General features: G+C 63.6%; 17 protein-coding genes. 8 read left to right on the forward strand and 9 right to left on the reverse strand.

What is annotated here, in order from left to right:
* Nucleotides 1–65: 65 nt before the first annotated feature.
* The 4 genes from CDQ91_RS07235 to CDQ91_RS07250 all read right to left on the reverse strand — a co-directional run bounded on the left by CDQ91_RS07235 (nucleotide 66) and on the right by CDQ91_RS07250 (nucleotide 6,320).
* Entirely contained in the window at nucleotides 66–2,582 is a 2,517-nt protein-coding gene (locus tag CDQ91_RS07235) for a penicillin-binding protein 1A (RefSeq protein WP_088472066.1), read from the reverse strand.
* Between the two features lie 204 nt (nucleotides 2,583–2,786).
* On the reverse strand, nucleotides 2,787–3,929 hold the full coding sequence (locus CDQ91_RS07240; RefSeq protein WP_088472067.1) for a DSD1 family PLP-dependent enzyme: 1,143 nt from the start codon (nucleotides 3,927–3,929) through the stop codon (nucleotides 2,787–2,789).
* Nucleotides 3,926–5,179: a D-arabinono-1,4-lactone oxidase gene (locus tag CDQ91_RS07245; protein WP_088472068.1), complete on the reverse strand. Its 1,254-nt coding sequence runs from the start codon at nucleotides 5,177–5,179 to the stop codon at nucleotides 3,926–3,928. Before CDQ91_RS07245 ends, CDQ91_RS07240 begins: the two co-directional genes overlap by 4 nt.
* 166 nt (nucleotides 5,180–5,345) lie before the next feature.
* Nucleotides 5,346–6,320, reverse strand: a complete 975-nt coding sequence (locus tag CDQ91_RS07250) for an N-acetylmuramoyl-L-alanine amidase family protein (protein ID WP_237245866.1) — start codon at nucleotides 6,318–6,320, stop codon at nucleotides 5,346–5,348.
* A gap of 638 nt (nucleotides 6,321–6,958) precedes the next feature.
* On the opposite strand from CDQ91_RS07250, the gene CDQ91_RS07255 reads away from it, so the two are divergent.
* The 7 genes from CDQ91_RS07255 (at nucleotide 6,959) to CDQ91_RS07285 (ending at nucleotide 19,021) form a co-directional block, all read left to right on the forward strand.
* Complete coding sequence (locus CDQ91_RS07255; RefSeq protein ID WP_174688479.1) at nucleotides 6,959–9,685, forward strand: Rne/Rng family ribonuclease; 2,727 nt, start codon at nucleotides 6,959–6,961, stop codon at nucleotides 9,683–9,685.
* Between the two features lie 234 nt (nucleotides 9,686–9,919).
* Nucleotides 9,920–11,323, forward strand: coding sequence for a M48 family metalloprotease (locus tag CDQ91_RS07260; RefSeq protein ID WP_088472070.1), 1,404 nt, complete (start codon nucleotides 9,920–9,922; stop codon nucleotides 11,321–11,323).
* A gap of 55 nt (nucleotides 11,324–11,378) precedes the next feature.
* Nucleotides 11,379–12,995 (forward strand): DsbA family protein, encoded by a 1,617-nt coding sequence (locus tag CDQ91_RS07265; protein ID WP_237245867.1) that lies wholly within the window; start codon nucleotides 11,379–11,381, stop codon nucleotides 12,993–12,995.
* A 61-nt stretch (nucleotides 12,996–13,056) separates the two neighbouring features.
* A complete protein-coding gene (locus CDQ91_RS07270) occupies nucleotides 13,057–14,595 on the forward strand; it encodes a tetratricopeptide repeat-containing sulfotransferase family protein (RefSeq protein ID WP_088472298.1) in 1,539 nt (512 codons plus the stop codon).
* 229 nt (nucleotides 14,596–14,824) lie between these two features.
* On the forward strand, nucleotides 14,825–17,203 hold the full coding sequence (locus CDQ91_RS07275) for a TonB-dependent receptor (protein WP_237245868.1): 2,379 nt from the start codon (nucleotides 14,825–14,827) through the stop codon (nucleotides 17,201–17,203).
* A 4-nt stretch (nucleotides 17,204–17,207) separates the two neighbouring features.
* Nucleotides 17,208–18,533, forward strand: coding sequence for an APC family permease (locus CDQ91_RS07280; protein ID WP_144036715.1), 1,326 nt, complete (start codon nucleotides 17,208–17,210; stop codon nucleotides 18,531–18,533).
* A gap of 95 nt (nucleotides 18,534–18,628) precedes the next feature.
* Nucleotides 18,629–19,021: a DUF805 domain-containing protein gene (locus CDQ91_RS07285; protein WP_088472074.1), complete on the forward strand. Its 393-nt coding sequence runs from the start codon at nucleotides 18,629–18,631 to the stop codon at nucleotides 19,019–19,021.
* A 60-nt stretch (nucleotides 19,022–19,081) separates the two neighbouring features.
* Here CDQ91_RS07285 and CDQ91_RS07290 read toward each other — a convergent pair whose 3' ends face one another.
* Genes CDQ91_RS07290 through CDQ91_RS07300 form a run of 3 tightly spaced genes read right to left on the reverse strand, consistent with a single transcriptional unit; the run spans nucleotide 19,082 to nucleotide 22,285 of the window.
* Nucleotides 19,082–20,686: a phytoene desaturase family protein gene (locus tag CDQ91_RS07290; RefSeq protein ID WP_088472075.1), complete on the reverse strand. Its 1,605-nt coding sequence runs from the start codon at nucleotides 20,684–20,686 to the stop codon at nucleotides 19,082–19,084.
* On the reverse strand, nucleotides 20,683–21,135 hold the full coding sequence (locus CDQ91_RS21535; protein WP_158213632.1) for a hypothetical protein: 453 nt from the start codon (nucleotides 21,133–21,135) through the stop codon (nucleotides 20,683–20,685). Before CDQ91_RS21535 ends, CDQ91_RS07290 begins: the two co-directional genes overlap by 4 nt.
* Nucleotides 21,107–22,285, reverse strand: a complete 1,179-nt coding sequence (locus CDQ91_RS07300; protein WP_088472299.1) for an aromatic ring-hydroxylating oxygenase subunit alpha — start codon at nucleotides 22,283–22,285, stop codon at nucleotides 21,107–21,109. Before CDQ91_RS07300 ends, CDQ91_RS21535 begins: the two co-directional genes overlap by 29 nt.
* Between CDQ91_RS07300 and CDQ91_RS07305 the strand changes: the two genes are divergently transcribed.
* Nucleotides 22,286–22,921, forward strand: a complete 636-nt coding sequence (locus CDQ91_RS07305) for a TetR/AcrR family transcriptional regulator (RefSeq protein WP_237245869.1) — start codon at nucleotides 22,286–22,288, stop codon at nucleotides 22,919–22,921.
* A 116-nt stretch (nucleotides 22,922–23,037) separates the two neighbouring features.
* Here CDQ91_RS07305 and CDQ91_RS07310 read toward each other — a convergent pair whose 3' ends face one another.
* Complete coding sequence (locus CDQ91_RS07310; RefSeq protein ID WP_088472300.1) at nucleotides 23,038–24,408, reverse strand: M20/M25/M40 family metallo-hydrolase; 1,371 nt, start codon at nucleotides 24,406–24,408, stop codon at nucleotides 23,038–23,040.
* A gap of 137 nt (nucleotides 24,409–24,545) precedes the next feature.
* Nucleotides 24,546–25,205, reverse strand: a complete 660-nt coding sequence (gene nth / locus CDQ91_RS07315; protein ID WP_088472078.1) for an endonuclease III — start codon at nucleotides 25,203–25,205, stop codon at nucleotides 24,546–24,548.
* Between the last annotated feature and the right edge of the window lie 5 nt (nucleotides 25,206–25,210).

A 25,210-nucleotide genomic window follows, 5' to 3' on the forward strand; every position in this document is an offset into this window, starting at 1 on the left:
GTCATGCCCTTAGGGCTTGTCGGCCCCCAAGGAAAGAAAAGTGGAAAGAAGAAAGCGCCAGCGGGTCAGATGATACCGCCGCGATCCTCCAGAAATTCGCTGTCGGTGCGCCGCGACGGGCCCTGCTGAACTGGTGCGTCCTGCCGCCTGGCCGGCTTGATCGGCTTGATTTCCTCTTCGCGGATCGTCCGGCGCGGCTCACTTTCGGGCTTGAAAGCCTCCCAGATGATCGACGCCTTGGGATCGCTGCCCGGCCAGCTGCCATAGACGCGGCGGCCCGACTGGCGGTCGATCCGCACCATCCGCACGCCCTTGGGCGCCACGAAGGGAACGGGCTGGCTGTCGGCGAGCGATTCTTCGAAAAATTGCTTGAAGATAGGCGCCGCCATACTGCCGCCCTGCGCATAGCCGCCCATGTTGCGCGGCTGGTCGAAACCGACATAGACGCCCGCGACGACATTGGGGGTCCCGCCGACGAACCAGACATCATTCGGCCCCGTCGTCGTACCGGTCTTGCCGAACAGCGGCACACCGAGATCGCGCAGGCGTACTGCGGTGCCGCGCTGGACCACCCCTTCGAGCATATGGACGACCTGATAGGCGGTCATCGGGTCCATCAGCTGCTTGCCCGACTTGGCGAAGCGCGGCATCGGCCGGCCATCCCAATCCTTTTTGTTACAGCCATCGCAGGGCTTCCAGTTCTTCGGGAAGATCACCTTGCCGCGGCGATCCTGCGCATAATCGATTACGCGCGGTTTCAGTTCGCGGCCGTGGTTGGCGAGCATCGCATAGGCATTGGTGATTTTTTCGACCGTCGTCGATCCGGCGCCGAGCGCGGTCGAGAGATAGGGTTCGTGTTTGCCCATGCCCATGGCCTGGATCGTTTCCACGATCGGTTCCATGCCGACCTGGCTTGCGGTCTTGACCGTCATCAGGTTGCGCGACTGTTCGAGGCCCCAGCGCATCGTATGCTCACCCGAACCGCCCGCGCCGCCATAGTTGCGGAAGCATTTGTTGCCGAGATTGGCGCCCTGATAGACGCAAAAGGGGCCATCGACGATCAGCGTCGCGGGGGTCATGCCATTGTCGAGCGCGGTCGCATAAACGAAGGGCTTGATCGTCGAGCCCGGCTGGCGTTCGGCCTGCGTCGCGCGGTTGAAGGGCGAGAGGCGGACATCGAAGCCGCCCTGCATCGCATAGATGCGTCCCGAATGCGGGCTTTCGGCGATGAAGCCGCCCGAGACTTCGGGAATATTCTTAAGCGCGTAGGAATTGCCGCCGGTCGCTTTGACCGCGATCAGGTCGCCGGGGCGCATCGCCGAAAAGGCGCTGCCGCCGGTCTTGCGATAGCCGAGCGTCGCGGCGCCCGCGGGCAGCGTACCGGTTGTGCCGTCGGCAAAGCCGATCTGCGCCGCGCCGGGCGATTTGGAAACCACGGCGGCGATTCGCCAGCCGTCATAATCGATACCGATGAAGCTGGATGCGAGGCGGCTGGCCCATTTGTCGTCGGCCTCGATCGTCGCAATCGGTCCCGACCAGCCCTTGCCCGCGTCGTAGCGGATGAGGCCGCGGCGCAGCGCGTTGGTCGCCGCAGCCTGCATCTTGGCATCATAGGGAGTGCGCACCCAAAGGCCGCCCGCATAGACGCTGAGTCGTCCGTCCTCGGCGGTTTCGCCGAATTCGGCGATCAGCTGGCGCCGCACCTCTTCCATATAATAGCCGCCGACCTGAGCGACCGCCCGGTTGCCGCTGTCGGTGAGCCCTAGCGGCATCGCCCGCGCCGCGTCGCGCTGCGCCGCAGTGATCGCGCCATTGCTCGCCATCGAACCGAGAACAAAATTGCGCCGCGCCAGCGCTTCGTCGACGAAGCGCGCGCGGCCATATTTTTCGGGTGCTTTGGGCAGAATGGCGAGGAAGGCCATTTCGTGCAGCGCGAGCTGGTCGACATCCTTGTCGAAATAAGCGCGCGCCGCGGCCTGGACGCCGAAGCTGCGGCGGCCGAGCGGAATTTCGTTGAGGTAGAGTTCGAGAATCTGTTCCTTGGTCAGCGCATTTTCGATGCGCATCGCGAGGATCGCCTCACGAACCTTGCGGCGATAGCTCAGCTCGTTGGTGAGCAGCAGATTCTTTGCCACCTGCTGGGTGATCGTCGAGGCGCCGACCGGACGGCCGCTGCTCGTCACATTGGTGATGATCGCGCTCGCAATGCCGGGATAGTCGATCCCGCCATGGCTGAAGAAAGTCTTGTCCTCGGCCGAGAGGAAGGCGTTGACGAGCGTCTTGGGATATTCGTTATAGTCGAGCTGGACGCGGCGTTCGCGGGCATAGGCATGCACCGGCTTACCCTCCGCATCGCGGACCATCGTCGGCAGCGGCGGTTCATAGTCGCGCAGCTGATCGACCGATGGCAGGTCGCGCGCGAAAATCAGCCAGATCAGGAAAAGGCCGAGCAGGCCCGAAAGCGCCAGATAACCAAGCCATCGGAACCAGCGCCGGGTCCACATGTCGCGAAACCAGCCAAGGACGGCATTGCTGTCGCGGCGCAGGCGCAAGCGGAAATCGGGCGGACTGTCGGCGACCATATGTCCAAGCCTCTATCGCCTGTATCGATGAAAGGGAAGATGGTTGCGGTGGGCGACGTAACTCCCCTCCCATATGCGGGAGGGGCAGCGAGACTTGCGAACTTGTTCGCTAGTCGCAGCCCGGTGGGCATGGAGAGGGCAGGAACTCGCTTCGCTCGCGCCCACCCCTAACCCCTCCCGCAAGCGGGAGGGGAATTAACCCCGTCAGCGCGACCGACCGCGCGCGCTGACGGGCCAGATCGCGACCAGCGTGTCGTCGGCGACGACATGATAATGATCGTAGAGATTCACTGTCGGGTCGCAGTGCGGCACGGTCAGGCTCACCGGATCACCGGGTTGCAATTGGGTCCCGATGTCCGGCGCGATCAGCGCCGCATGTTCGTCGCCCATAAAAGCGAAAAAGGCGGTTTCGGGCGCGCCGCGCTGGACCACTGCCACTCCGCCATCGGTCGAGAGCGATTTGAAACCAGCGTCGATGGTGACGAGCCCCGAATGATTCGCGCTGACGACGCGCGCATCGACGGTGAGCGATACTTCGAATGGAACCCCGCCGCCGGTCAGGTCGCAATCGAGATACTGCTTGTCCATAAACACATAGGAGCCCGCCTGAAGTTCGGTGAAGGTGCCGAGTTCAAGATCGATATGATGCGTCCCCGTTCCCGAACCGGTGACGATCGACGGTGCGAAGCCCGCCGCGGTCAGCGCCGCGATGACCTCGTTCAAATAGTCGGTGCGTTCGACGATCGCGGATCGGCGTTCGGCATAATCCTCGATATGCTGTTGCGACCCGCAATAAAATTGAACGCCCTGATAGCGAAGGCGCGGCGCGACGGCGATCGCCTGTGCCAGCGCGACCGCCGCTTCGGCCGAAGCAACGCCGGTGCGCGCGATGCCGGGATCAATGTCGATGATGACATCAAGCCGCGCATCGGCCGCCGCCAGCGCCGCGTCAATTCGCCTCGCGACCTGCGGATGATCGACCACCGCCATCAACCCGCGTGCGCGCTTCGCCAGCAATGCGAGCCGCTCGATCGCACGCGGCGCAGCGATGGGCGAGGTAATCAATATCCCCGCAATGGCGCCGTCGACCAGCACCTCGGCCTCGCCGATCTTGGCGCAACAGACGCCGACCGCCCCCGCCGCAATCTGGCGCTTCGCGATATCGACGCTCTTGTGCGTCTTGGCATGGGGGCGCAGCCGGACGCCCCGCTCCGCCACAAGGCCCGCCATTTGGGAGATATTGCGGTCGAGCGCATCGACATTGAGCACCAGCGCCGGAGTATTAAGGTCAGCGCGGCTTCCCTGCCGCCCAACCAGATGGGCGTGAAGCGTCAGATCGTCACTCATGAAAACAGCGCCTCGAGATGCGGATTGAGGAATTTGCCGCCCGGATCGGCAGCACGGCGGACGGCACGATAACGCTCAGCCATCGGATAGAGCGTGTCAACATCGGCGCGGGTCAGCGTATGCCGCTTCGCCCAGTGCGGGCGTCCGCCATGGCCGCGGAAAATCGCTTCGGCGTCGGCGAACAGCTTGGCCCAGGGCATTTTGTTATATTGGTGCATCGAAATCGCAGCGACCGGCCCCGCGTTCATCGGACTCATCCAGATATCGTCGGCCGCGACGGTGCGATATTCGAAGGGAAATGTCACCGGCAAACGCCCGCGCCGGATCCACCCGATCACTTCGTCGAGCGCCGCAAGCCCCGCCGCGCGCGGCACTTCATATTCCATCTCCTCAAACCGCGCCGTGCGGTCGGAAGGGAAAATATTGTGCGCCGGGCCGCTTCGTTCGCCCTCGATTCGGGTTCGCATCATTGCACGCTGAAGCCAGGGAGTGAGCGCGGGCGCCTTGGCCGCAATGTCGAGAACGCGGCGAAAAGCGGTTTCCTCGATATCGGTCGTGGTCGGCGGCGGATCGCAGGGGTCGGTCGGCGTGAGCGTCTTCAAAATCACCTGATCGCTGTGCGGAAACAGCCAGAATTCGATATGCCGTTGCCCGTCGGCAAGTTCGTCAAACGATTCACGGATTTCGGCCCACGGCCGCCTTTCAAGCCGTTCGGCCAGATAATAAGCGGGAACGACCGCGATCTCTATCTCGGTCGCAATCCCGAACAGGCCGAGCGACAGGCGCTGCGCTTCGAACAAATCGGGGTTGCTGCGGGCGTCGCACCAGCGTGCCTCGCCGTCGGCGCCGATCAAGCGATATCCCTTGGCGAAGGTCGCGAGCGACCCGAGGCTCGCCCCCGTGCCGTGGGTGCCCGTCGCCAGCGCGCCCGCCAGCGACTGCGGATTGACGTCGCCCTGATTGGCGAGCGCCAGCCCCTCATCCCACAATGCGGCGGTCAGACGCTTGATACTCCAACCCGCCGGAATGCGCGCAGTCCGGCGATCGGCAGCAATGGTTATTTCGCCCACCAGATCGTCAAGGTTGATGATCGTATCATCCGATTCGCACAAAGGCATAAAGCTGTGCCCCGCCCCGGTCGCGCGCACCCGCCGCGCACCGCGGATCAGCCCCGCCAATTCCTCTTCACTTTGTGGACGGGCTATTCGTGCGGTGGTCTCAACGCTGCCCGACCAATTGCTCCAACGCATATAATCCGCTCTCCTTCGTCACCCACGGATTGACGCGTGGGTGGATGCGGAAAGATAGTCAAGACTATATAATTTCAAGTCGTCGCAAATCGGGAAAATCGGACTGCGCCAGCCTGGGAAACGCGCGTCCGAAGCGCCGCGGCTCCCGGCCAAACGCAGGAACGGCCTATCGCGCCGCGACCCGCCTTGCAAAATGGACTTGTACCGCTTCGCGCACGCCACGCGCCACCTTTTTCTGCCCCGCCGCCGACGCGAGAAATTCGCCATCATCCTTGTTCGAAATAAAGCCGGTTTCGAAAAGGATAGATGGCGTGTCGGGTGCCTTGAGCACCACGAACGAAGCAAAACGATGCGCGGTGGTACGGAATGTGACCGCCTCCGCGGCCTCACGCTGGAGCAGGCGGGCGAAATCGGAGGCGCGATTCATCGTTTCGCGCTGGGTGAGGTCGACAAGGATCGACGACACCTCGTTACTGTGCGCGCCGAGATCCACACCATTGATGATATTGGCCCGATTCTCACGCGCCGCGATCCGCGCCGCTTCACGGTCGGAGGCGGTTTCGGACAGGGTATAGATGGACGCGCCGCGCGCCTCTTCATTCTCCGCCGCATCGGCATGGATCGAAATGAACAGATCGGCCTGAAGCCGCCGCGCGATGCCCGAGCGCTCCTCGAGGAGCAGATAGCGATCATCCGAACGGGTAAGCGCAACGCGGACGCGACCCGACGCGACCAGATCGTCACGAATCGCGCGGGCGAGCGCCAGCGTGATATCCTTTTCGCGTTTGCCATTGTGCGGCGACAGCGCGCCCGGGTCATGTCCACCATGACCGGCATCAATCACGACCAGCGGCAGCCGCGCGTCGTCGGGGCCCTCGATCCTTGGCAGCGGCAGTGCCGGCTTCGCCCGGCCGATCGGCACCGTGACGCTATAATGTTTTTCGGGCGGCTTGGCGCGAAACCGCGCAGGGGCCTGGCGTTCGATGTGGGGACGGCGCGCAGAGAGGCCCGAATCGCGGGCGCCGGTCGCATCTATCGGTCCCGCGAGCGCCGCTGCGGGGTGGGACATCATCGTCATCAGGACGAGCAGCAGGCTCATTCCGTCTCTATGCCGCTGCCGCCCGGCAATGGTCCAGCGCATAATCCAAATCAGCCAGCCCGCCGCGACGGAGCATGATGAAATCATCCGTGGCTATAGCGGGCGATATCGCGACAAAGCGGCAAGCTTCGCGGGCGATTCGCCCCGTCCGGCGGTGCGCGCTTCTTGCAACATCCGTGGTATAACCCATCTTTGTACGGTGGTTGTGGTTGCCGTCGGGACATGCCGATGCTAGCACGGCCTCCACTGGCGGTGTCGTTCCCGGCGCCGTCCGGCCTTTTGAGGGGAAGGCCTGACCCGCGAATCTGCGGATCATGGCTGCCCTGGTGCCGGACACGCGGGGAATGGCGATGTGCCGCCAGTCCACCCGGTTGACCGGACAGTCGGGGCGTTCGCCTTACGCCCGCCCTGCCCGCCCGCTCATCCCGTAACAGGTTGATGCCGCATGTGGCTTGCCATGCTCTCTTCACTCCGCGACGCGGGCGCTTTCGCCCCGGCCGTCGCTGGACGTGAAGACCGTATGCGCGGACCGGACCATCACGCAGATATGCGTGGCCGGACGCAGCCAGGACGCGGCAATAACGTCTTTTTTCGTTTCACCCTTTTCCGCCGCGACCGCTGCTCAAAGGCGTTTGCGGGATTTTTAACTGGCGCGCCACGGCGCGCCTGGAGTGTTTATAATGACCACGCGCATGTTGATCGACGCGCGGCACCGGGAAGAAACCCGGGTCGCCGTCACCAAGGGAAACCGCATCGAGGAGTTTGATTTCGAGTCCGCCGAGCATAAGCAGCTCAAGGGCAATATCTATCTGGCCAAAGTAACCCGCGTCGAACCGTCGCTGCAGGCGGCGTTCGTCGAATATGGCGGCAATCGCCACGGGTTTCTGGCGTTCAGCGAAATCCACCCCGATTATTACCAGATTCCGAAGGAAGATCGCGAAGCCCTGCTGCGCGAAGAGGCCGAACATGCCGCCGCTGCGGCTCAGCGCGCTGAGGAAGACCTCGACGAGCTGGAAGGCGATGTCGCCGACGTCGAATATCATGACGATGACGAGCATGGCGACGCCCATGCCGATTCAGACCATGACGACGACCGTGATGACGACCATGACCATGAGGACTCCAAGCGCGGCGACGCCGAAGAGGGCGCCGAAGGTGAAGCCGAAGGCGCCGAAGGAAACGGGGATGGCCGCGGCGATCGCCGGGGCCGTGGACGCGGCCGGGGCAACAACAACCGCAAGGGTGGCCGCGGACGCAGCCGCCGCAATGACGACGAAGACGGTGAAAACCGCATGTCGCTGCGCCGCCGCTACAAGATTCAGGACGTCATCCGTCGCCGTCAGGTGATGCTGGTTCAGGTCGTCAAGGAAGAACGCGGCAACAAGGGCGCGGCGCTGACCACTTATCTCAGCCTCGCCGGCCGTTATTGCGTGTTGATGCCCAACACGATGCACGGTGGCGGGATCAGCCGCAAGATTTCGAACGGCGCCGATCGCCGCAAATTGAAGGCGATGGTCGACGAAATGAACCTGCCGCCGACGATGGGCTGCATCGTTCGCACTGCGGGCATGGCGCGCACGAAAGTCGAGATCAAACGCGACTTCGACTATCTCGCCCGCGTCTGGGACGAGATTCGCGAAAAGACGCTCGAATCAAGCGCCCCGGCGCTGATCCATTCGGACAGCGACCTGGTGAAGCGCGCGATCCGCGATATTTATCACAAGGATATCGAGGAAGTGCTCGTCGAGGGCGACGAGGGTTACAAGGCCGCCAAGCAATTCATGAAATTGCTGATGCCGAGCCACGCGCGGCGGGTGAAGCAATATGCCGACCCGGTCTCGCTCTATCAGCGATACGGCGTCGAGGATCAGCTGGCGGGGATGCTCAATCCCGTCGTCCAGTTGAAATCGGGCGGCTATCTGGTGATCAACCCGACCGAGGCCTTGGTGTCGATCGACATCAACTCGGGCCGGTCGACGCGCGAGCATAATATCGAGCAGACTGCAGTCAGCACCAATTTGGAAGCCGCGCATGAAATCGCGCGCCAATTGCGCCTGCGCGACATGGCCGGGCTGGTCGTGATCGACTTCATCGACATGGATCATGGCTCGAACGTCCGCAAGGTCGAGCGCGCGATGAAGGATGCGCTGAAGAATGATCGCGCGCGCATCCAGATCGGCCGCATCTCGGGTTTCGGCCTGATGGAGATGAGCCGCCAGCGCCTGCGCACCGGCGTCCTCGAAGCCTCGACGCGTCCGTGCCCGCATTGCGAAGGCACCGGCCTCGTCCGCACCGCTTCGTCGGCGGGCCTCAGCGCGCTGCGCCTGATCGAAGAAGAAGCCGCACGCGGTAAGGGCAGCCGGATCACGCTCCGCGCGAGCCAGGAAGCGACCTTCTACCTCCTCAACGAAAAGCGCCGCGAACTGCGCGAGATCGAGGAACTCTACGGCGTCACGGTCGAGATCCTGCCCGACGGCGAAACCGAAGGCGCACGCATGGCGGTCGAGGTCAGCGGTCCGCCGCCAATCGCGCGCCGCAGCTTCGCCCCGATCGCTCCGATCGAGGATGATGAGGACGAGGAATTCTTCGACGAGGAAGAAGAAACCGAAGCCGAAGCCGAAGAGGTCACAGAACGTCCCGCCCGCCAGCCGCGCGAAGCACGCGAGGAAAGCGACACCGACGGCGAAGGCCGCAAGCGTCGCCGCCGTCGCCGCCGTGGCCGCCGCGGCCGCCGCGACGAGGACGGCAATGAAATCGCCGAAGGCAGCGAAGGCGAAGGCAGCGAAGCCGGAGATGACGCTGAGCGCGAAACCGAAACCGCAGCTGAAGGCGATGCCGCAGAGACGGCACCGGCCGAAGGCGACGCCGAGGTCGTGGAGGCCGAAACCAAGCCGCGTCGTCGCCGTGGTGGTCGCGGTCGCAAGCCGAAGACCGATGCGGGCGAAGCCGGCGCCGAAGTCGAGGCTGAGACCGAAGCTGCGGTAGAGATCGCCCCGGTCGAAGCCGAAGCCGCCGAACCGGTCGCAGAAGAAGCGCCCGCCGAAAAGCCGAAGCGCAAGCGCGCGCCGCGCAAGACCAAGGCCGACGCCGCCAAGACGGAAGCTGAAACGGTCGTGGCAGAAGTCGCTCCGGCCCCGGCCGAAGCGGTTGCTGTCGAAGCCGAAGCGGCGCCTGAAGCCGTCGAAGCCGCGCCCGAAGAAGCGCCTGCCAAGCCCGCGCCCAAGAAGCGCGCCAGCCGCGCCAAAAAGGCCGTGGCCGCTGAAGCCGCACCCGAAGCCGCCGTCGAACGCGAAGCCGAATCGGTGAATGCCGAAGCGGTGGGCGCCGATGGGGACGCCGAAGGCGAAGGCCTCGGCCCCGACGGCGAACCGCGCCGTGGTTGGTGGCAGCGGACTTTCGGCAACTAGTCGCGCCGAAACATTGAGGTGATTCGCCTGTTTGCGTGAATCATCATCCGGCAAAGGCCGGGAGCTCACCGTCGCGCATCGTCGCACGGTCGAGGTCCCGGCCTTTCGTCATATGGCACGGCGCAAATCGCGATGCCCGCTCTTGCCCAAGGCCTTGCTTCCGCGCGCCTTGGCCCCCACAACACCCCCATGGCTTCAGTCGGGGTTCAGGCGCGCGGCGCAAGACAGCGGGAGATGAGTTCTCCCCCACATCCCATCGCGCCCGGGGCCGATGCCCCGCGCCAGCTTTTCCGCATCATCCTGACATTGCTGGCGATGTTCGCGGTCGCGATGCGTCCGGCGATGGCGCAATCCATCCTGCGCGACGCCGAAACCGAAGTCTTGTTACAGGATATGATGGACCCGCTGACCGAGGCGGCAGGGCTCCAGCGCGGACAGGTCCGCGTCCACCTGCTGGGTGACCCGAGCATCAATGCCTTTGTTGCGGGCAGCCAGGATATTTATGTTTTCAGCGGGCTGATCGAGGCCGCCGACAGCGCCGAAGAGGTGCAGGGCGTGCTCGCGCACGAACTGGGCCATGTAATGGGCGGCCACGCAATCCGCGTCAACGAAGGCGCCAAGACCGCAACCGGCATCTCGCTGCTCAGCCTGTTGCTCGGGGCCGCGGCGATTGCGGCGGGCGCAGGCGAGGCCGGCATGGGCGTCATGATGGCGGGCCAGCAAGCCGCGCTCGGCAAGTTCCTCGCCTTCACCCGCGTCCAGGAATCGACCGCCGACGCCGCCGGTTCACAATATCTGTCGAAAGCCGGGATCAGCGGCCGCGGCAGCCTGGCTTTTTTCAAGAAATTGCAGAATCTCGAGTTCCGCTATGGGGTCAAGCAGGACGATGATCAGGCCTATGGCCGCACCCACCCGATGTCGGGCGACCGCATTCAGGCGCTGCGCGAGGTCTATGTGATCGATCCGGCGTGGACCAAGCCCGCCGATCCCGAAATCGAAAAGCGGTTCCAGCGTGTGAAGGCCAAGCTTTCGGGTTTCATGGCCGACCCCGATCGGACGCTGCGCAAATTCCCCGAGAGCAACAGCAGCATTCCGGCGCGCTATGCCCGTGCCTATGCCTGGCATAGGAGCGCCTATCCGCAAAAGGCGCTGACCGAGGTCGAAGCGCTGCTCGCAACCAATCCGAGCGACCCTTATTTCCTCGAGCTCGAAGGCCAGATCCTGCTCGAATCGGGGCGCCCCAAGGAAGCGATTCCGGCGCTGCGCAAGGCGGTCACCATTTCGCGGTCGCAGCCGCTGATCAGCGCGACGTTGGGGCATGCGCTGATCGCGACCGAAGACCCGGCCAATTATGCCGAGGCCGAAGAGGTGCTCAAGACTGCGGTCGCGCTCGACAATCAAAACCCCTTCGCCTGGTATCAGCTCGGTATCGTCTATGCGAACAAGGGCGATCAGGCGCGCGCCGCGCTCGCCTCGGCCGAACGTTATCAGTTGCAGGGTGGACAGGCATCGCTCGCACTGCGTAATGCCGAAACCGCGATGCAGGGCCTGCCCCAAGGGTCGCCCGACTGGATTCGTGCACAGGATATTTCGCTGGTCTCGCGCACCGAAGTGGAACGCGAACGCAAACGGCGTTAGATTCAAGCAGAATATGGAACAGGCATCGCAAATCCGTGATGCACAAGGGCGACAAGTGACCAACAACAAAGACGATGAATATTACCAGCCATGGCTACGCGAGGAGCCGGCGGAAACGCCGCTGCCGCGCGACGCGCAGCGTCCCATGGCCACTGAAGGCCTCGCCAAACCGAAGGACGCTCCGCCGGTCGGTATCGATCTGACGCGCTATCCCGCGCGCGATGAAGCCCCGCGTCCGCCGCTGGTGAAACCCGAAGCGTTGAAGGCGGGCGCCGCGAACATCTGGCAGGCCGTCCGCACCGGAAGCGCCGCCTTTGCCGACTGGACGATCCGCGTCGGCGAGCGCGCCGATATCCCCGCGCGCGTCGAGGCGATGGAAATTCCGCGCCGGTCGCGCGACCTAGCGCAGCGCAGCGGCATCATCGCCGCCCGCACCGCGCGCACGATCGGCAGCGGTTCGGCGCGTGCCGGACGCGCCGCTGCCGCCGCGAGCGGCGAGGCGTGGGAGAAAATGGCGCTGGGCGACAAGGTCGCCAAAATCTCGAGCGACGCCGGGCGCGGACTGGGCGAAGTCGCCGGCAAGACCAAGGCCGGAATCGGTCAGGCCGCACGGGCAGGCACCGAAAGCCTGCGCGACAGCCTTGGCGACGCCGCGACCAAATTGCTGCCGACCCCGCACGAGGATTTGCCCCCGCCGCCGTCGGGGCTCGCGCAATTGCTGGCGCGTGAGGAAGCTGCGGAACAGGCGGTCGAACGGTCGAACGCGCCCGATCTGCCGCTGTTCGCGGGCGAGCCTCCGATGGCCACTGCGCCGACACCGCGCGCGGCAGTGGAAAGCGACGACCGTTCGCCGCATGTGCCACCGGCCGCCACCAAAACGGCGGCGAGCGCGAAGGCTATGGCCGCCCCGCGCCTGCCACAGATCAAGGGTATGGAAATGGACGGCGGAACCTCGCGCAAATGGCTGGTCGGAATCGCCGGCCTCGCGCTGCTCGGCATGATATTCTGGCTCGGCGGGCGTTTCGGCGGCGGGATGAGCAAGAGCGAGGTCGAAACGATCGTCGCCGATTATATCCACGCCAATCCCCAAATCATTCCCGAGGCGCTGGAAGCCCAGCGCGACACGGAAATGGCAAAAGCGATCGACGCGATCCGCCCGGCGCTCGAAAAACCCTATGCCGGCGCATGGGCGGGCAACGCCAATGGCGATGTAACCCTGGTCGTCTTCACCGATTATGCCTGCGGTTTCTGCCGCGCCAGCGTCCCCGACGTCGACCGGCTGATCCGCGAGGACAAGCGCGTTAAGGTAGTGTTCCGCGAATTGCCGATCATCGCCCCGCAAAGCCGCGACGCCGCGTTGATGGCGCTCGCCGCCGCACGTCAGGGCAAATATGACGCCTTCCACCATGCGATGTTCGCGGCGGGCTCGCTCGACAAGACGGCGATCGCCGCAGCAGCCGAGAAGGTCGGCGTCGTCACCGACGGCAGCGCCGATGCGACCGCAAACGAGGCCCTGTTCCAGCGCGAACTCGACAGCAACCTCGCCATCGCGACCCAGTTGCAGCTGAACGCCACTCCGACCTGGATCATCGGCGACCAGCTGATGCAGGGCCAGATCGGCTATGCCGGGCTGCGCGAAGCCGTCGCCAAGGCGCGGGCGGCGAAGGGCTGATCGCGGCGTGTCCGACCAGGTCCGCAAATCCATCGCGCGAGGATTGGCAAATCCGCAAATGATGGCTGCGGCGCTGGCGCTTCACGACGGGCGACTGCATGAGGCGGAGCCGCTGTTGAAGGCGCAATTGAAGCGCGATCCTTTTGACGTCGCCGCGATCCGTATGCTCGCCGAACTGGCGGCAAGGATCGAACGGTATCGCGACAGCGAAAATCTGCTGCGCCGCGCCCTGGAGATCGCGCCCGATTTCCTTGCCGCGCGGTCCAATCTGGCAACCATCCTCCACCGGCAGGGACGGTCGGCAGAAGCCGTGGCCGAGCTAGAACAGTTGCAACTGCTCGACCCCGATAATCTGGCCAATGCCAATCTGAAAGCCGCCGCGCTGGGGCGGGTCGGCGAGTTTGACGAAGCGCTGGAACTTTATGAGCAGGTTCTGGTGACCTTGCCCAAACAGCCGAAAATCTGGATGTCCTATGGCCATATGCTCAAGACGGTCGGACGGCAGACCGACGCCGTCGCCGCCTATCGTCGCGCGCTCATCCTCGCCCCGGCGCTGGGCGAAGTGTGGTGGAGCCTCGCCAACCTCAAGACCGTCGCGTTCGACGACGCCGACGTCGCGGCGATGCTGGCGGCACTGGACCGGCGCGACATCAGCGCCGAGGATCGCTTTCACCTGCATTTCGCGCTCGGCAAGGCGCATGAGGACCGGCGGCAAGCCGAGATTGCGTTTCGCCACTATGCGGACGGAAATGCCCAGCGCAAGGCGCTGATCCCCTATGATGCTGACCAGACGCGTGCTGCGGTGGATCATGCCAAATCGCTCTACACCCCCGAGTTTTTCGAAGCGCGGCGCGATTTTGGCGCCGACGCGCCCGATCCCATTTTCATCATCGGCATGCCGCGCGCCGGGTCGACGCTGATCGAACAGATATTGGCGAGCCATTCAATGGTCGAGGGCACGATGGAACTGCCCGACATTCCCAAATTGGCCGCAAAGGCGCGAAATCAGGGCGGGATCGCCCAGCTCACCGCCGCCGACGCACGCGCTTTGGGCGAGCAATTTCTGCACGACACAAGCATCCAGCGCAAAAGCGCCAAGCCCTTCTATATCGACAAACTGCCGAACAACTGGCTGCACATCGGCTTCATCCAGCTGATTCTGCCTCGTGCCAAGATCATCGATGCGCGGCGCCATCCGATGGATTGCTGTTTCTCCAACTTCAAGCAGCATTTCGCGCGCGGTCAGGCGTTCAGCTACAGCCAGACGGATATGGGGCGCTATTATGCCGATTATGCCGACCTGCTCAATCATTTCGACGCCGTGCTGCCGGGACGGGTTCACCGCGTGATCCACGAACGGCTGATCGCCGATCTGGAATCGGAGGTGCGCGCGCTGCTCGCATATCTCGGCCTGCCCTTTGAAGAGGCCTGCCTGCATTTCTATGCCAATGACCGCGCGGTGCGCACCGCAAGTTCGGAACAGGTGCGGCGGCCGATCAACAGCGACGGGGTCGGGCAATGGCGCGCGATGGAGGCGCAGTTGCAGCCGCTGAAAGACGCGCTGGGGCCAGTATTGGCGCAATATCCGGCCGCTCCCTGAACCTATTGTGGCAATTTTATCATAGTGCGCCTGAAACCGCCGGTTCGGCGGCATAATGCCCCTCACCTCGATTGACGAGGCCATGGAACTGTAGAAAACTCCCCCATCGTCGCCATCACGACCAGCGGTGTGCGACCTCCAGGGGGAGACTTTTATGTCGGTCCGTTTTTCTTGCCGCGCATTACTTTTGGCGTCGCTGTCTAGCAGTGTCTTGGCTTCCCTCCCACTGATGGCGCAGGAGACCCCCAGCAGGGGTGACGACGATGAGATCGTCGTCACCGCGCAAAAGCGCGAAGAAAATCTTCAAAATGTGCCGATCAGCATCCAGGCACTGGGCACCCGCAAGCTCGACCAGCTCAACGTCACCAATTTTGAAGATTTCTCGAAATTGCTCCCCAGCGTTTCGTTCCAGTCGAGCCAGCCGGGCGTGACCACCGTCTATATGCGCGGCGTCGCCAGCGGCGGCGACGGCAATCATTCGGGTTCGCTGCCCAGCGTCGGCGTCTATCTGGACGAACAACCGGTGACGACCATCGGCGGCACGCTCGACATCCATGTCTATGACATCGCGCGCATCGAATCACTCGCCGGACCGCAGGGCACGCTTTACGGCGCGTCGTCGCAAGCCGGCACGATCCGTATCATCACCAACAAGCCGAGCACCGCCGGTTTCGAAGGTCGCGTCGATGGCGAGATCAACAGCGTCAAGAGCGGCGACATCGGCGGTCGGCTGGAGGGCATGGTCAACCTCCCGATCAGCGAGATGGCCGCGCTGCGCGTCGTCGGCTGGTATCAGCACAACGCGGGCTATATCGACAATGTGGCGGGGACGCGCAGCTTCCTGCCGACGCCGGGCGGCATCACTGTCGACAATGACGAATTCGTCAAAAAGAATTTCAACGACAGCGAGGTCTATGGCGGCCGCGCCGCGCTGAAAGTCGATCTCGACGATAATTGGACGGTGACCCCGACCGTGCTGTATCAAAAGCAGACCAGCCACGGCACCTTCGCGCAGGATCCACGGGTCGGCGATTTGCAGGTCCAGCGCTTCTATCCCGACAATCGCAGCGACCGCTTCATCCAGGCGGCGCTGACGATCGAGGGCAAGCTGGGCAATTTCGACGTCACTTACGCCGGTGCCTATCTCGATCGCAAAGCCTATCAGATCAACGATTATACCGATTATGCCGAGGCTTATGACAAGCTGTATGAAACCTCGGGCGGCCTGGCGGGCTATTTCTATCTCGAGGATAATGCCGGCAACGATATCGACCCGCGCCAGTTCATCATCGGCACCGACCATTTCCGCAAGATGAGCCAGGAATTCCGCGTCGCGTCGCCGCAGGACGAACGCTTCCGCGTCGTCGCGGGGCTGTTCTATCAGCGCCAGAGCAATGCGATCCACCAGGATTATATGGTCCCTGGGCTGGCCGATCTCATGTCGGTCAACGGCAGGCCCGGAACGCTGTGGCTGACCGAGCAAAAGCGCGTCGACAAGGATTATGCGGCGTTCGGCGAGGCGAGTTTCGACATTTTGCCGAACCTGACGCTGACCGGCGGCGGGCGCTATTTCAAATATGACAACAGCCTGATCGGCTTCTTCGGATTTGGCCGCAACCCCGCCGGCCCGCCCTTCAACGGCGCGGGCAGCTCGCGCACCGGGGTCGCGGGATGTTATACGACGACAGGCGCAATCCTGCGCGACAATCCCGGCGGCACTTTGTTGCCAGCGGCCGTGGACGGCAGCCCCTGCACGAATCTGGCCGATTTCGTCGATGGCAAGCTGGTGCCCAAGCGGACCAAGGACGACGGTTTCACGCACAAATTGAACCTGACGTGGAAACCGACCGAGGATCTGATGACCTATGCGACCTGGTCGCGCGGTTTCCGCCCCGGCGGGATCAACCGGCGCGCGTCGGTCGGATCCTATGCCGCCGACTTCCTGACCAATTATGAGCTGGGGATTAAATCGACGCTGGCCGATGGCGCGGTGCGCCTGAATGCCGCAATCTATCAACAGGATTGGAAGAAATTCCAATTCTCCTTCCTCGGCGAGAATAGCTTTACCGAGATCCACAACGGCCCCAACGCCCGCATTCGCGGCATCGAGGCCGATATCAATGTCCGTCCGACCGAAGGGCTGACGATCACCGCCGCGGCATCCTATACCGACGCCAAGACACGCAACAATCTGTGCAAGATCGACGATCCGACCTTTTCCTGTACCGGCCCCGACGTCGCCGCGCCGGCGGGCACCCGCCTGCCGATCACGCCGAAGTTCAACGCCAATGCGACGCTGCGCTATGCCTTCCCGGTCGGGTCGGGCGAGATGCACTTCCAATCGGTGATCGCGCATCGCAGCTCGGCCACCGCCGACATCCGGGTGGAACAGGCGACAGATCTGGGACGGATCAGCGGATCGACGACGGTCGATTTTGCGGTGGGCTATGATTTCGGCAAATATAGCCTCGAGATGTTCCTCGAAAATGCGTTCGACGAACGCGCCGAACTGGCGCGCTTCTCCAACTGCGGCCAGTGCAACACGCGGGTGCAGATATTGGTGAACCGACCGCAAACGATCGGGCTGCGGGCCGGAACCAAGTTCTAGCCCGTTGACCGCAACCGCAACCCACGACGAGAGGCCGGGCCAAAAGCTCGGCCTTTTGATGTGCGTCGCACTGGGCATGGGCAATATGATCGGGTCGGGGGTGTTTTTGCTCCCCCGCGATCTTGCCCCGCTCGGCTGGAATGCAGTGATCGGCTGGGGGGTGTCGATCACCGGCACGCTGTGCCTCGCAGCCGTCCTCGCCCGGCTCGCCCGAAAATTGCCCGGGGGCAGCGCGACCTTCACCTATGCCGCAGCGGCCTTTGGTCCCGGCACCGGATTTATCGTTGCGTGGAGTTACTGGATCAGTTGCTGGACCGTCGTCGCAACCCTCGCGGTGGCAGCGCTCGCCAATTTGTCGATCCTCTTTCCAGCGCTCGGCGCGGGCGGCGCGGGGCCGGCGTTGATCGCTATCGGATGCATATGGTTCTTTACCCTGGTCAACCTGCTCGGGGTGCGGCGTGCGGGCGGCGCGCAGTTGTTGACGCTGGGGCTCAAACTAATCCCCATTATCGGCGCAGTGATCGTCGCGCTCTGGCTATGGGGGACCGGCGACGCGCCGACGGCATCGATGGCGGGAACCCAGCCGATCAGCCTGTCAGGGGTCGGCAGCGCCGCGACGCTCACCCTGTTCGCGTTGCTCGGCTTTGAAAGCAGCTGCGTCGTCGGCGATCGGGTGCGAGATCCCGAAACGACAATCCCGCGCGCGACGATGATCGCGGCAGCGGCGACGGGACTGCTCTATCTCTTGTCCTGTACGACGGTGACCTTGCTGCTACCGCTCGACACGCTCGCACATTCGAACGCCTCCTATGCGACCTATTTTTCGATGCTGGTCAGCCCGTCGGCAGGCCAAGGCGTCGCGCTGTTCGCCGCGATCGCCGCGCTGGGCGCGCTGAACGGCTTTGTCCTGTTGCAGGGCGAGATCCCGCGCGATCTCGCGCACCGCCGCCTGCTCCCGCCCATTTTTGCGCGCGACAACCGCTTCGCCGCGCCGTGGGTGACGCAAATCGTATCGAGCGGTCTCGCGAGCGTCATCGTCTATGCGAATTATTCGCGCGGGCTGGCCGAACTGTTCAGCTTCATGGTGCTGATCACGACCTCGACCGCGATCATTTTCTATATCGCTGGTGCGCTCGCCGCGCTGAAACTCGAATATGGCGCGCTCAAGACATCATCGACCTTCATCGCGCTGACAATCGTCGGCTTCGCTTACAGTTGCTGGGCCTTTTACGGCGCGGGGTGGGAGGCGAGCCTGTGGAGCCTCGCGATGACCGCCGCCGGTTTGCCCATCTATCTGGTGATGCAACGCCGATTGACAGCTCCAGCCTGAACTTCCCCGTATTTCCGTAGCGAAACGATTGCCTATTGCTATTCGGAACATCGAGTTTCAGACTTCTCCTGTTCGATCGAAGAAGGGGCAAAGTCATGGAATGGATGTTGATGCCGTTGAAGCGCTACGCCGATTTCACCGGGCGATCGCGGCGCAAGGAATATTGGATGTTCGCGCTGTTCCAGCTGATCGTCGTTCTGGTTCCCATGTCCATTATTTTCGCAATCAGCGACCTGACCGCAGGACCGCCAGTCCTGCTTTTGGTTTTCCTGGCCGCCTATCTTCTGGTCTTCCTTGTCCCTACCATCGCAGTGTCGGTCCGCCGTTTCCACGATCAGGACAAGAGCGGCTGGTTCTATCTGCTCAGCTTCATTCCCTATGTCGGCGGCATCATCGTGTTCGTCTTCATGTGCCTCGAAGGCACGAAGGGCCCGAACCGCTTTGGCGACGATCCGAAGGGTCACGGCGCGCAGGACGTGTTTGGCTGATCAGCCGTGAAGGGGGCGGTTTTGATAATATCAAAACCGCCCCGCTGACTTGAAAACGCTCTAGCGCCACCTGGGCGCGAAGAAACCCCGATCGCGTATGATCACCGCTGCGGCATTATGCCCCGGCGCACCCGTCACGCCGCCGCCGGGGTGAGTGCCCGCACCGCACATGTAGAGATTTTTGAGCGGCCCGCGATAGGCGCCGTTGCCGAGCACGGGGCGCGCCGACCACAGCTGGTCGAGGCTCATATTGCCGTGCATGATGTCGCCGCCGACGAGCCCGAATTTGCGCTCTAACCCCTTGGGGCTGAGGATCTGGCGGCCGAGGATCGAGGCGCGGAAACCGGGGGCATGCGCCTCGACGGTATCGATGATGCAGTCGGCGGCGGCGCCTTCCTCGGCATCCCAGTCCCTGCCGTCGGGAAGCTCGGGGGCGAATTGCTGACAGAAGAGGCTGGCGACATGCTGGCCGGGAGGCGCGAGGCTGTCGTCAACGGTCGAGGGAATGAGCATTTCGACGATCGGCTTTTTCGACCAGCCATGTTCCTTCGCGTCGAGAAACGCCTTGTCCATATAGTCGAGCGTCGGGGCAATGATGATCCCCGACTGGTGGTGCTCGCCGGGTTCGGGAAGGCAGGCGAAGCGCGGCAGCTCGCTGAGCGCCACGTTCATGCGGAAGGTGCCGCTGCCTGCCTTGAACGCCTTGATCCGGCGGCGGAATTCGGGGGCGATATCGCCTTCGTCGAACATCCGTTCGTATAGCAGCTTGGGCCCGACATTGGCGATGACGCGCGCCGCGGCGATTTCCTCGCCGCCGACCAGCTTCACCCCGACCGCCTTGCCGCCATCGACAAGAACTTTGTCGACCGGGCTTTCGAGGCTAATCTCGACACCCAACTGCGTGCAGACTTTGGCCATCATCTGGGTGATCGCACCCATGCCGCCGACGCTGTGGCCCCATGCGCCCTTCTTGCCATTCACCTCACCGAAAACATGATGGAGGAGGACATAAGCGCTGCCCGGCGTGTCGGGGCTGGCATAATTGCCGACCACCGCGTCGAATCCGAAGGCGGCCTTGACCGCTTCGCTTTCGAACCAGCTGTCGAGAAAGGTGCGCGCCGATTTGGTGAAGAGTTCGAGCACGTCGCGCTGCTGCGACAGGCTGAGCCTGGTCAGCCCCCGCCCCTGTCGCGCCGCGTCGATCAACGTCTTGAAGCCGTCGCCGACATTGGGCGGCGATTTGAGCGCGAGATCGCGCAACACGTCGGCGACGCCCTCGAGCATGTCATAATATTCGGGGAGCCGCGCAGCGTCGTGGGCGGAGAAGCGCGCAAATTCCTTTTGGGTGCGTTCGAGTCCGCCGCCGAGTTTCAGATAGCCTCCATCCTCCTGCGGCAGGAAGTTGCTGATCGGCCGTTCGATGACGCGGTAGCCATGATCGACGAGCTTCATGTCGGCGATGACTTTGGGCTGGAGCAAGCTGACGGTGTAGCTGGCGACCGAATTGCGGAAGCCGGGATGGAATTCTTCGGTCACCGCGGCGCCGCCTACGATATCGCGCGCCTCGACTATCCGCACCTTCAGCCCCGCCTTCGCGAGATAGAAAGCGCAGACGAGGCCGTTGTGGCCGGCGCCGATGATGAGGGCGTCATAGGCTTTGGTCATGAAAATTCTTTCGCAAGCGGGGATTGGACAGTTTGGCGGCCGAAGCCGAGAATGCGGCGCAACAGCGGAAAGCGGTCGCGCGCGATCGAAAGCGGTTTGACGTCGTCGAGGCTGGCCATTGCAGCGATTCCGGCGGCGAGGCCGGGGACGAGCGCGAGAATCTCGTGGTGAAAGGCCACGATGCCATGGGCTTCGATCTCAGGAAAGCTGCGTTTTTCGATGATCCGCGCGCATTGCCAACCATCGCTGCGCGGGGTGGCGACGACCATATTGGCGGGCCGCCGCCGGCGATAAGGACAGGATGCTTGCTCATTCTCCCCTCCCGCTTGCGGGAGGGGCCGGGGGAGGGCCTGTCCCGTGTTCAACAAAGGGGGAAGAAACAGCCCCTCCCCAAACCCCTCCCGCAAGCGGGAGGGGGACTTATCGGCTCCAGCCCGGCGGCGGCGCATGTTCCAGCCGCGCTTCGGGGATGATGTCGCGCATCCGCGAGCAGAAATGGTTGAGGCAGACTTCCTTGTCGCTGAGCGGGCCCATGGTGAAGCTTTGCGACGCCATCCCCTGCTGAACGCGGTTGATCAGCGCGGTGTCCTCGGCATTGACCTGGCGGTTGATGCGCCAGTTGAGGTAGCGCGCCGCCTTCATCTCGCGGCGCCATTCTCCGCTATAGGCATCGGGGAGGACATAGCTGATCTCGCGGATCAGGCAGCTCGTGGGACTGACCGGCAGCCATTGCATGAAATCGACCTGATCGGGGTAGATGTCGAAGGCGACATTGGGCCAAAGCTTGAAATAGAGCCAATGGCGCTGGTTCGCTTCGGGCAGATGCGGGACCGGCGGCAGCAACCGCTGATACATGCGCTCGGACCAATTGACCGACGGCCGGTCGATCAGGTCGCCCCACATGCGATCGACATTGTCTTCGGCCTCGACGCCATAGCTTTTGCCGAACAGGCGTGTCAGCCCGGGGTGCGCGACGGGGATGTGGAGGCCGTCCGAATAATTGTCGCCGACATTCTTCCAGTTCACCTCGCGCGGGCGCAGCGTGACGCGGCCGAGCGCACCGAGTTCTTCGAAACGATAGGGGGCGATCTGCGCCTCATAGGGCGCCATCATGGCGGCGACCGAAGGGCCGCCATCGTCGGCGAGGCGCACGAACCAGAAGCCGCGCCAGTTTTCGATATCGACCGGCACCAGCCCCGCCTTGCCCCTGTCGAGCGTCGGATAGCTCGCCGAATCGGGAACGCCGGTCAGCCGGCCGTCGAGGTCATAGGTCCAGGCATGATAGGGACAGACGAGCTTTTTGGCGCAGCCCGCCGCGCCATCGACCAGCCGCGAACCGCGATGGCGGCAGACATTGGTGAAGGCGCGCACGACTCGGTCGGCGCCGCGCACGATAATGACGCTTTCGCCGATATAGTCGATGCTGTGCCAGTCGCCGGGGTTCGGTATGTCGCTGTCGTGGCACACGACCTGCCAACTTGGACGAAAGATGCGTTCGATTTCAACGGCATGGAATTCGGGATCGGCATAGGTCCATGCGGGCAGCGACCAGCCGCTTTGCGGGTCGATGTTCGATGCGGGAAGCGGTGCCGTTGCCATATGTCCATCCTTGTTGTACATATGTATAACAATATGCAGCCTGTTCGCCAAGCCTTTACGCGCGAAAGCGCCGACGCCCGCCGCGCGGCGCTGTTGGGTGCGGCGGCGGCATGCCTTGCCGAACTGGGGCTTGCGGGCACCAACGTCCGCGCGATCTGCGCGCGCGCCGGGGTATCACCCGGGCTGCTGCGCCATTATTTTGCAGGAATCGATGATCTGATCGCCGCGACATATGAGGCGACGAGCGACCGGATGGATGCGATTTTCGCCGATGCGGTTGCGGGTGCCGGCGATGATCCGCGCGCGCGCCTCTCGGCCTATCTGGGCGCGAGTTTCCGTCCGCCGGTGACCGATCCCGAACTTCTCGGCGCGTGGACGGCGTTCTGGGCGCTGGCGCGCAGCGATGCGCGCATGGCGGCGATTCATGCCGGAAGCTATGCCGGATATCGCGCGCGGCTCGGCGAATTGCTGGTCGCGTGCGAGGTTTCCCCCGCCGATGCGGCGCGGCTGGCGATCATGCTGACCGCGATGGTCGACGGGCTATGGCTCGAGCTGTCGCTCGACGCCGCGAGCTTTGGCGCCGAGGCGGCGGTGGCGATGGTGGAGGAAGCGGTGGGGGCGTTGATCAAACCCTGACCCTATTCCCGTTCGCCCTGAGCTTGTCGAAGGGCTGTTCTTTCTTTGCGACGTCGCAAGAAGAACGGTGCTTCAACAAGCTCAGCACGAGCGGGCCTGGGTGTTCGGTGTTGCGCTTACCTCGACAAATCGCGCAGCAAGCTGTCCCAATGCGCCAGCGCGCCCGGAATCGCATCGACCGGTGCGCGTTCGTTGAGGCCGTGGGCGAAGCTGTCGCTCGCCTTGCTGAACAGCCCGGCGACGCCATAGCTTGGCACCCCGACGGCGCGGAAATGATAGCTGTCGGTGGCGCCCGCACTCATCGACGGGATGATCGGCAGGCCGGGAAAACGCGCATGCACCGCCTTCTGCACCGCCGCCATGACGTCGGGGCGCAGCGGCGATGCGTCGCTCGCGCTGGCGTCGGGGTCGGCGTTCACCTTGACCGCAGGGTCGGCGATGACCTTTTCGAGTTCGGCGCGCACCGTTTCGACCGGGACGCCGGGGAAGATGCGGCAGTTGATGTTCGCGGTGGCGCGCTGGGGCAGCGCATTTTCGGCGTGGCCACCCTTGACCAGGGTCGGCACGCAGGTCGTACCGATCTGACCGACATATTCGGGGTCGGCGCGGATCGCGGCGATCGCTTTGGCATCCGCCGGATTGGCCGCGAAAGCCCTGAGCGCCGCGCCGATGTCGCCGCCGACCTGATCGGCGACGATCGGCATACCGACCCGGGTGAGCTCATTCTGTTGCGGCGTGAAGCGATAGGCGCCGACCCTGGCGAGCGCGTTCGAGAGCTGGACGATGGCATTGCTGCCCGATGGGCGCGAGCTGTGGCCGCCGGGGTTGGTCACCTCGAGCGTGAAGTCGGCGTAGGTTTTCTCGCCCGCCTGCAGCCCGTAATATTTGGCCTTGCCGTCCTCGCCGATCGTCCCGCCGCCACCGTCGCCGTTGAGCGCCATTTCGGCGCCCTTATAGGTTTGCGCAAGCGCCCGGGTCGTCAGCATGTCGGTTTCCTCGTCGCCCGAAAGCGCGAGGATGATCGAGCGTTTGGGTTTGAAGCCGTCCTTCTTCAGTTGCGCGAGGGTCGCGACCATCATCGCGACGTCGAACTTGTTATCCTCCGACCCGCGGCCGAAAATATAGCCATTCTCCTCGACGGGGACGAAGGGATCGCGCGTCCAGTCCTTCGCATCAGCCTCGACGACATCCATATGCCCGAGCAGGACGATCGGCTTGCCCTTCCCCGTTCCGGCGAGCGTGACGGCAAGCGTCGCGGTCTCCCCCAGCGGGGTGATGACGATATCGCTGTCGGCAAAACCCGCGGCCTTCAGCACCCCGGCATAATAGGCCGCAAGTTCGGGCACCTTGCCGCGGCCGGCGACGGTCGGGATCGCGATGCTGTCTTTTAGGATCGCCTTGGCCGTGTCGGTATCGGCGGGCTTGGCGTGGACGGGCGCGGCGGCAAGCAGAGCGGCGGAAGCCAGAAAAATGGAAGCAAGGCGCATATCATCGACCCCTTTTGGAAAGTTTTTCAATCCGTTCGGGCTGAGCGTGTCGAAGCCCTGCCCTGCCCTTTGCATGCTGAAGGAAGAACGGCCCTTCGACAATCCCGGATCGGGTCCACGACAAGACAAGCGGAATTTTATGCGGCCGCCTTCTTGCTCTTCGGCGCCAAGGTCTTCGGTTTATACCGGCACAGATCCTCGACCGGGCAGCGCCAGCATTCCGGTGTGCGCGCCTTGCAGATATAGCGGCCATGGAGGATCAGCCAGTGGTGCGCCCCAACGCGGAACGGCGCCGGGGTGTGCTTCTCCATCGCCTTTTCGACCGCGAGCACCGTCTTGCCCGGCGCAAGGCCGGTGCGGTTGCCGACGCGGAAGATATGGGTGTCGACGGCGAAGGTCTCCGCCCCGAAGGCGCAGTTCATCACGACATTGGCGGTCTTGCGCCCGACACCGGGGAGCTCGACGAGCGCATCACGATCGGCAGGCACTTCGCCGCCATGGTCGCGGACGAGGATTTCGGAGAGGGCGATGACATTCTTCGCCTTCGCATTGAACAAGCCGATCGTCTTGATATGCTCTTTCAGCCCCGCTTCGCCCAGATCGACCATCTGCTGCGGGGTCGTGACTTCCTGAAACAGCCGCCGGGTCGCCTTGTTCACCCCGACGTCGGTCGCCTGCGCCGACAGCGCGACCGCGACGAGCAGTTGGTAATGATTGCCAAATTCCAGCTCGGTCTCGGGATCGGGATTGAGCTCGGCAAGCCGGCGGTAAAATTCGAAAATGTCGGCCTTTTTCATCGCGG

The sequence above is a fragment of the Sphingopyxis witflariensis genome (genome assembly GCF_002205635.1).
Taxonomy (GTDB): Bacteria; Pseudomonadota; Alphaproteobacteria; order Sphingomonadales; family Sphingomonadaceae; genus Sphingopyxis; species Sphingopyxis witflariensis.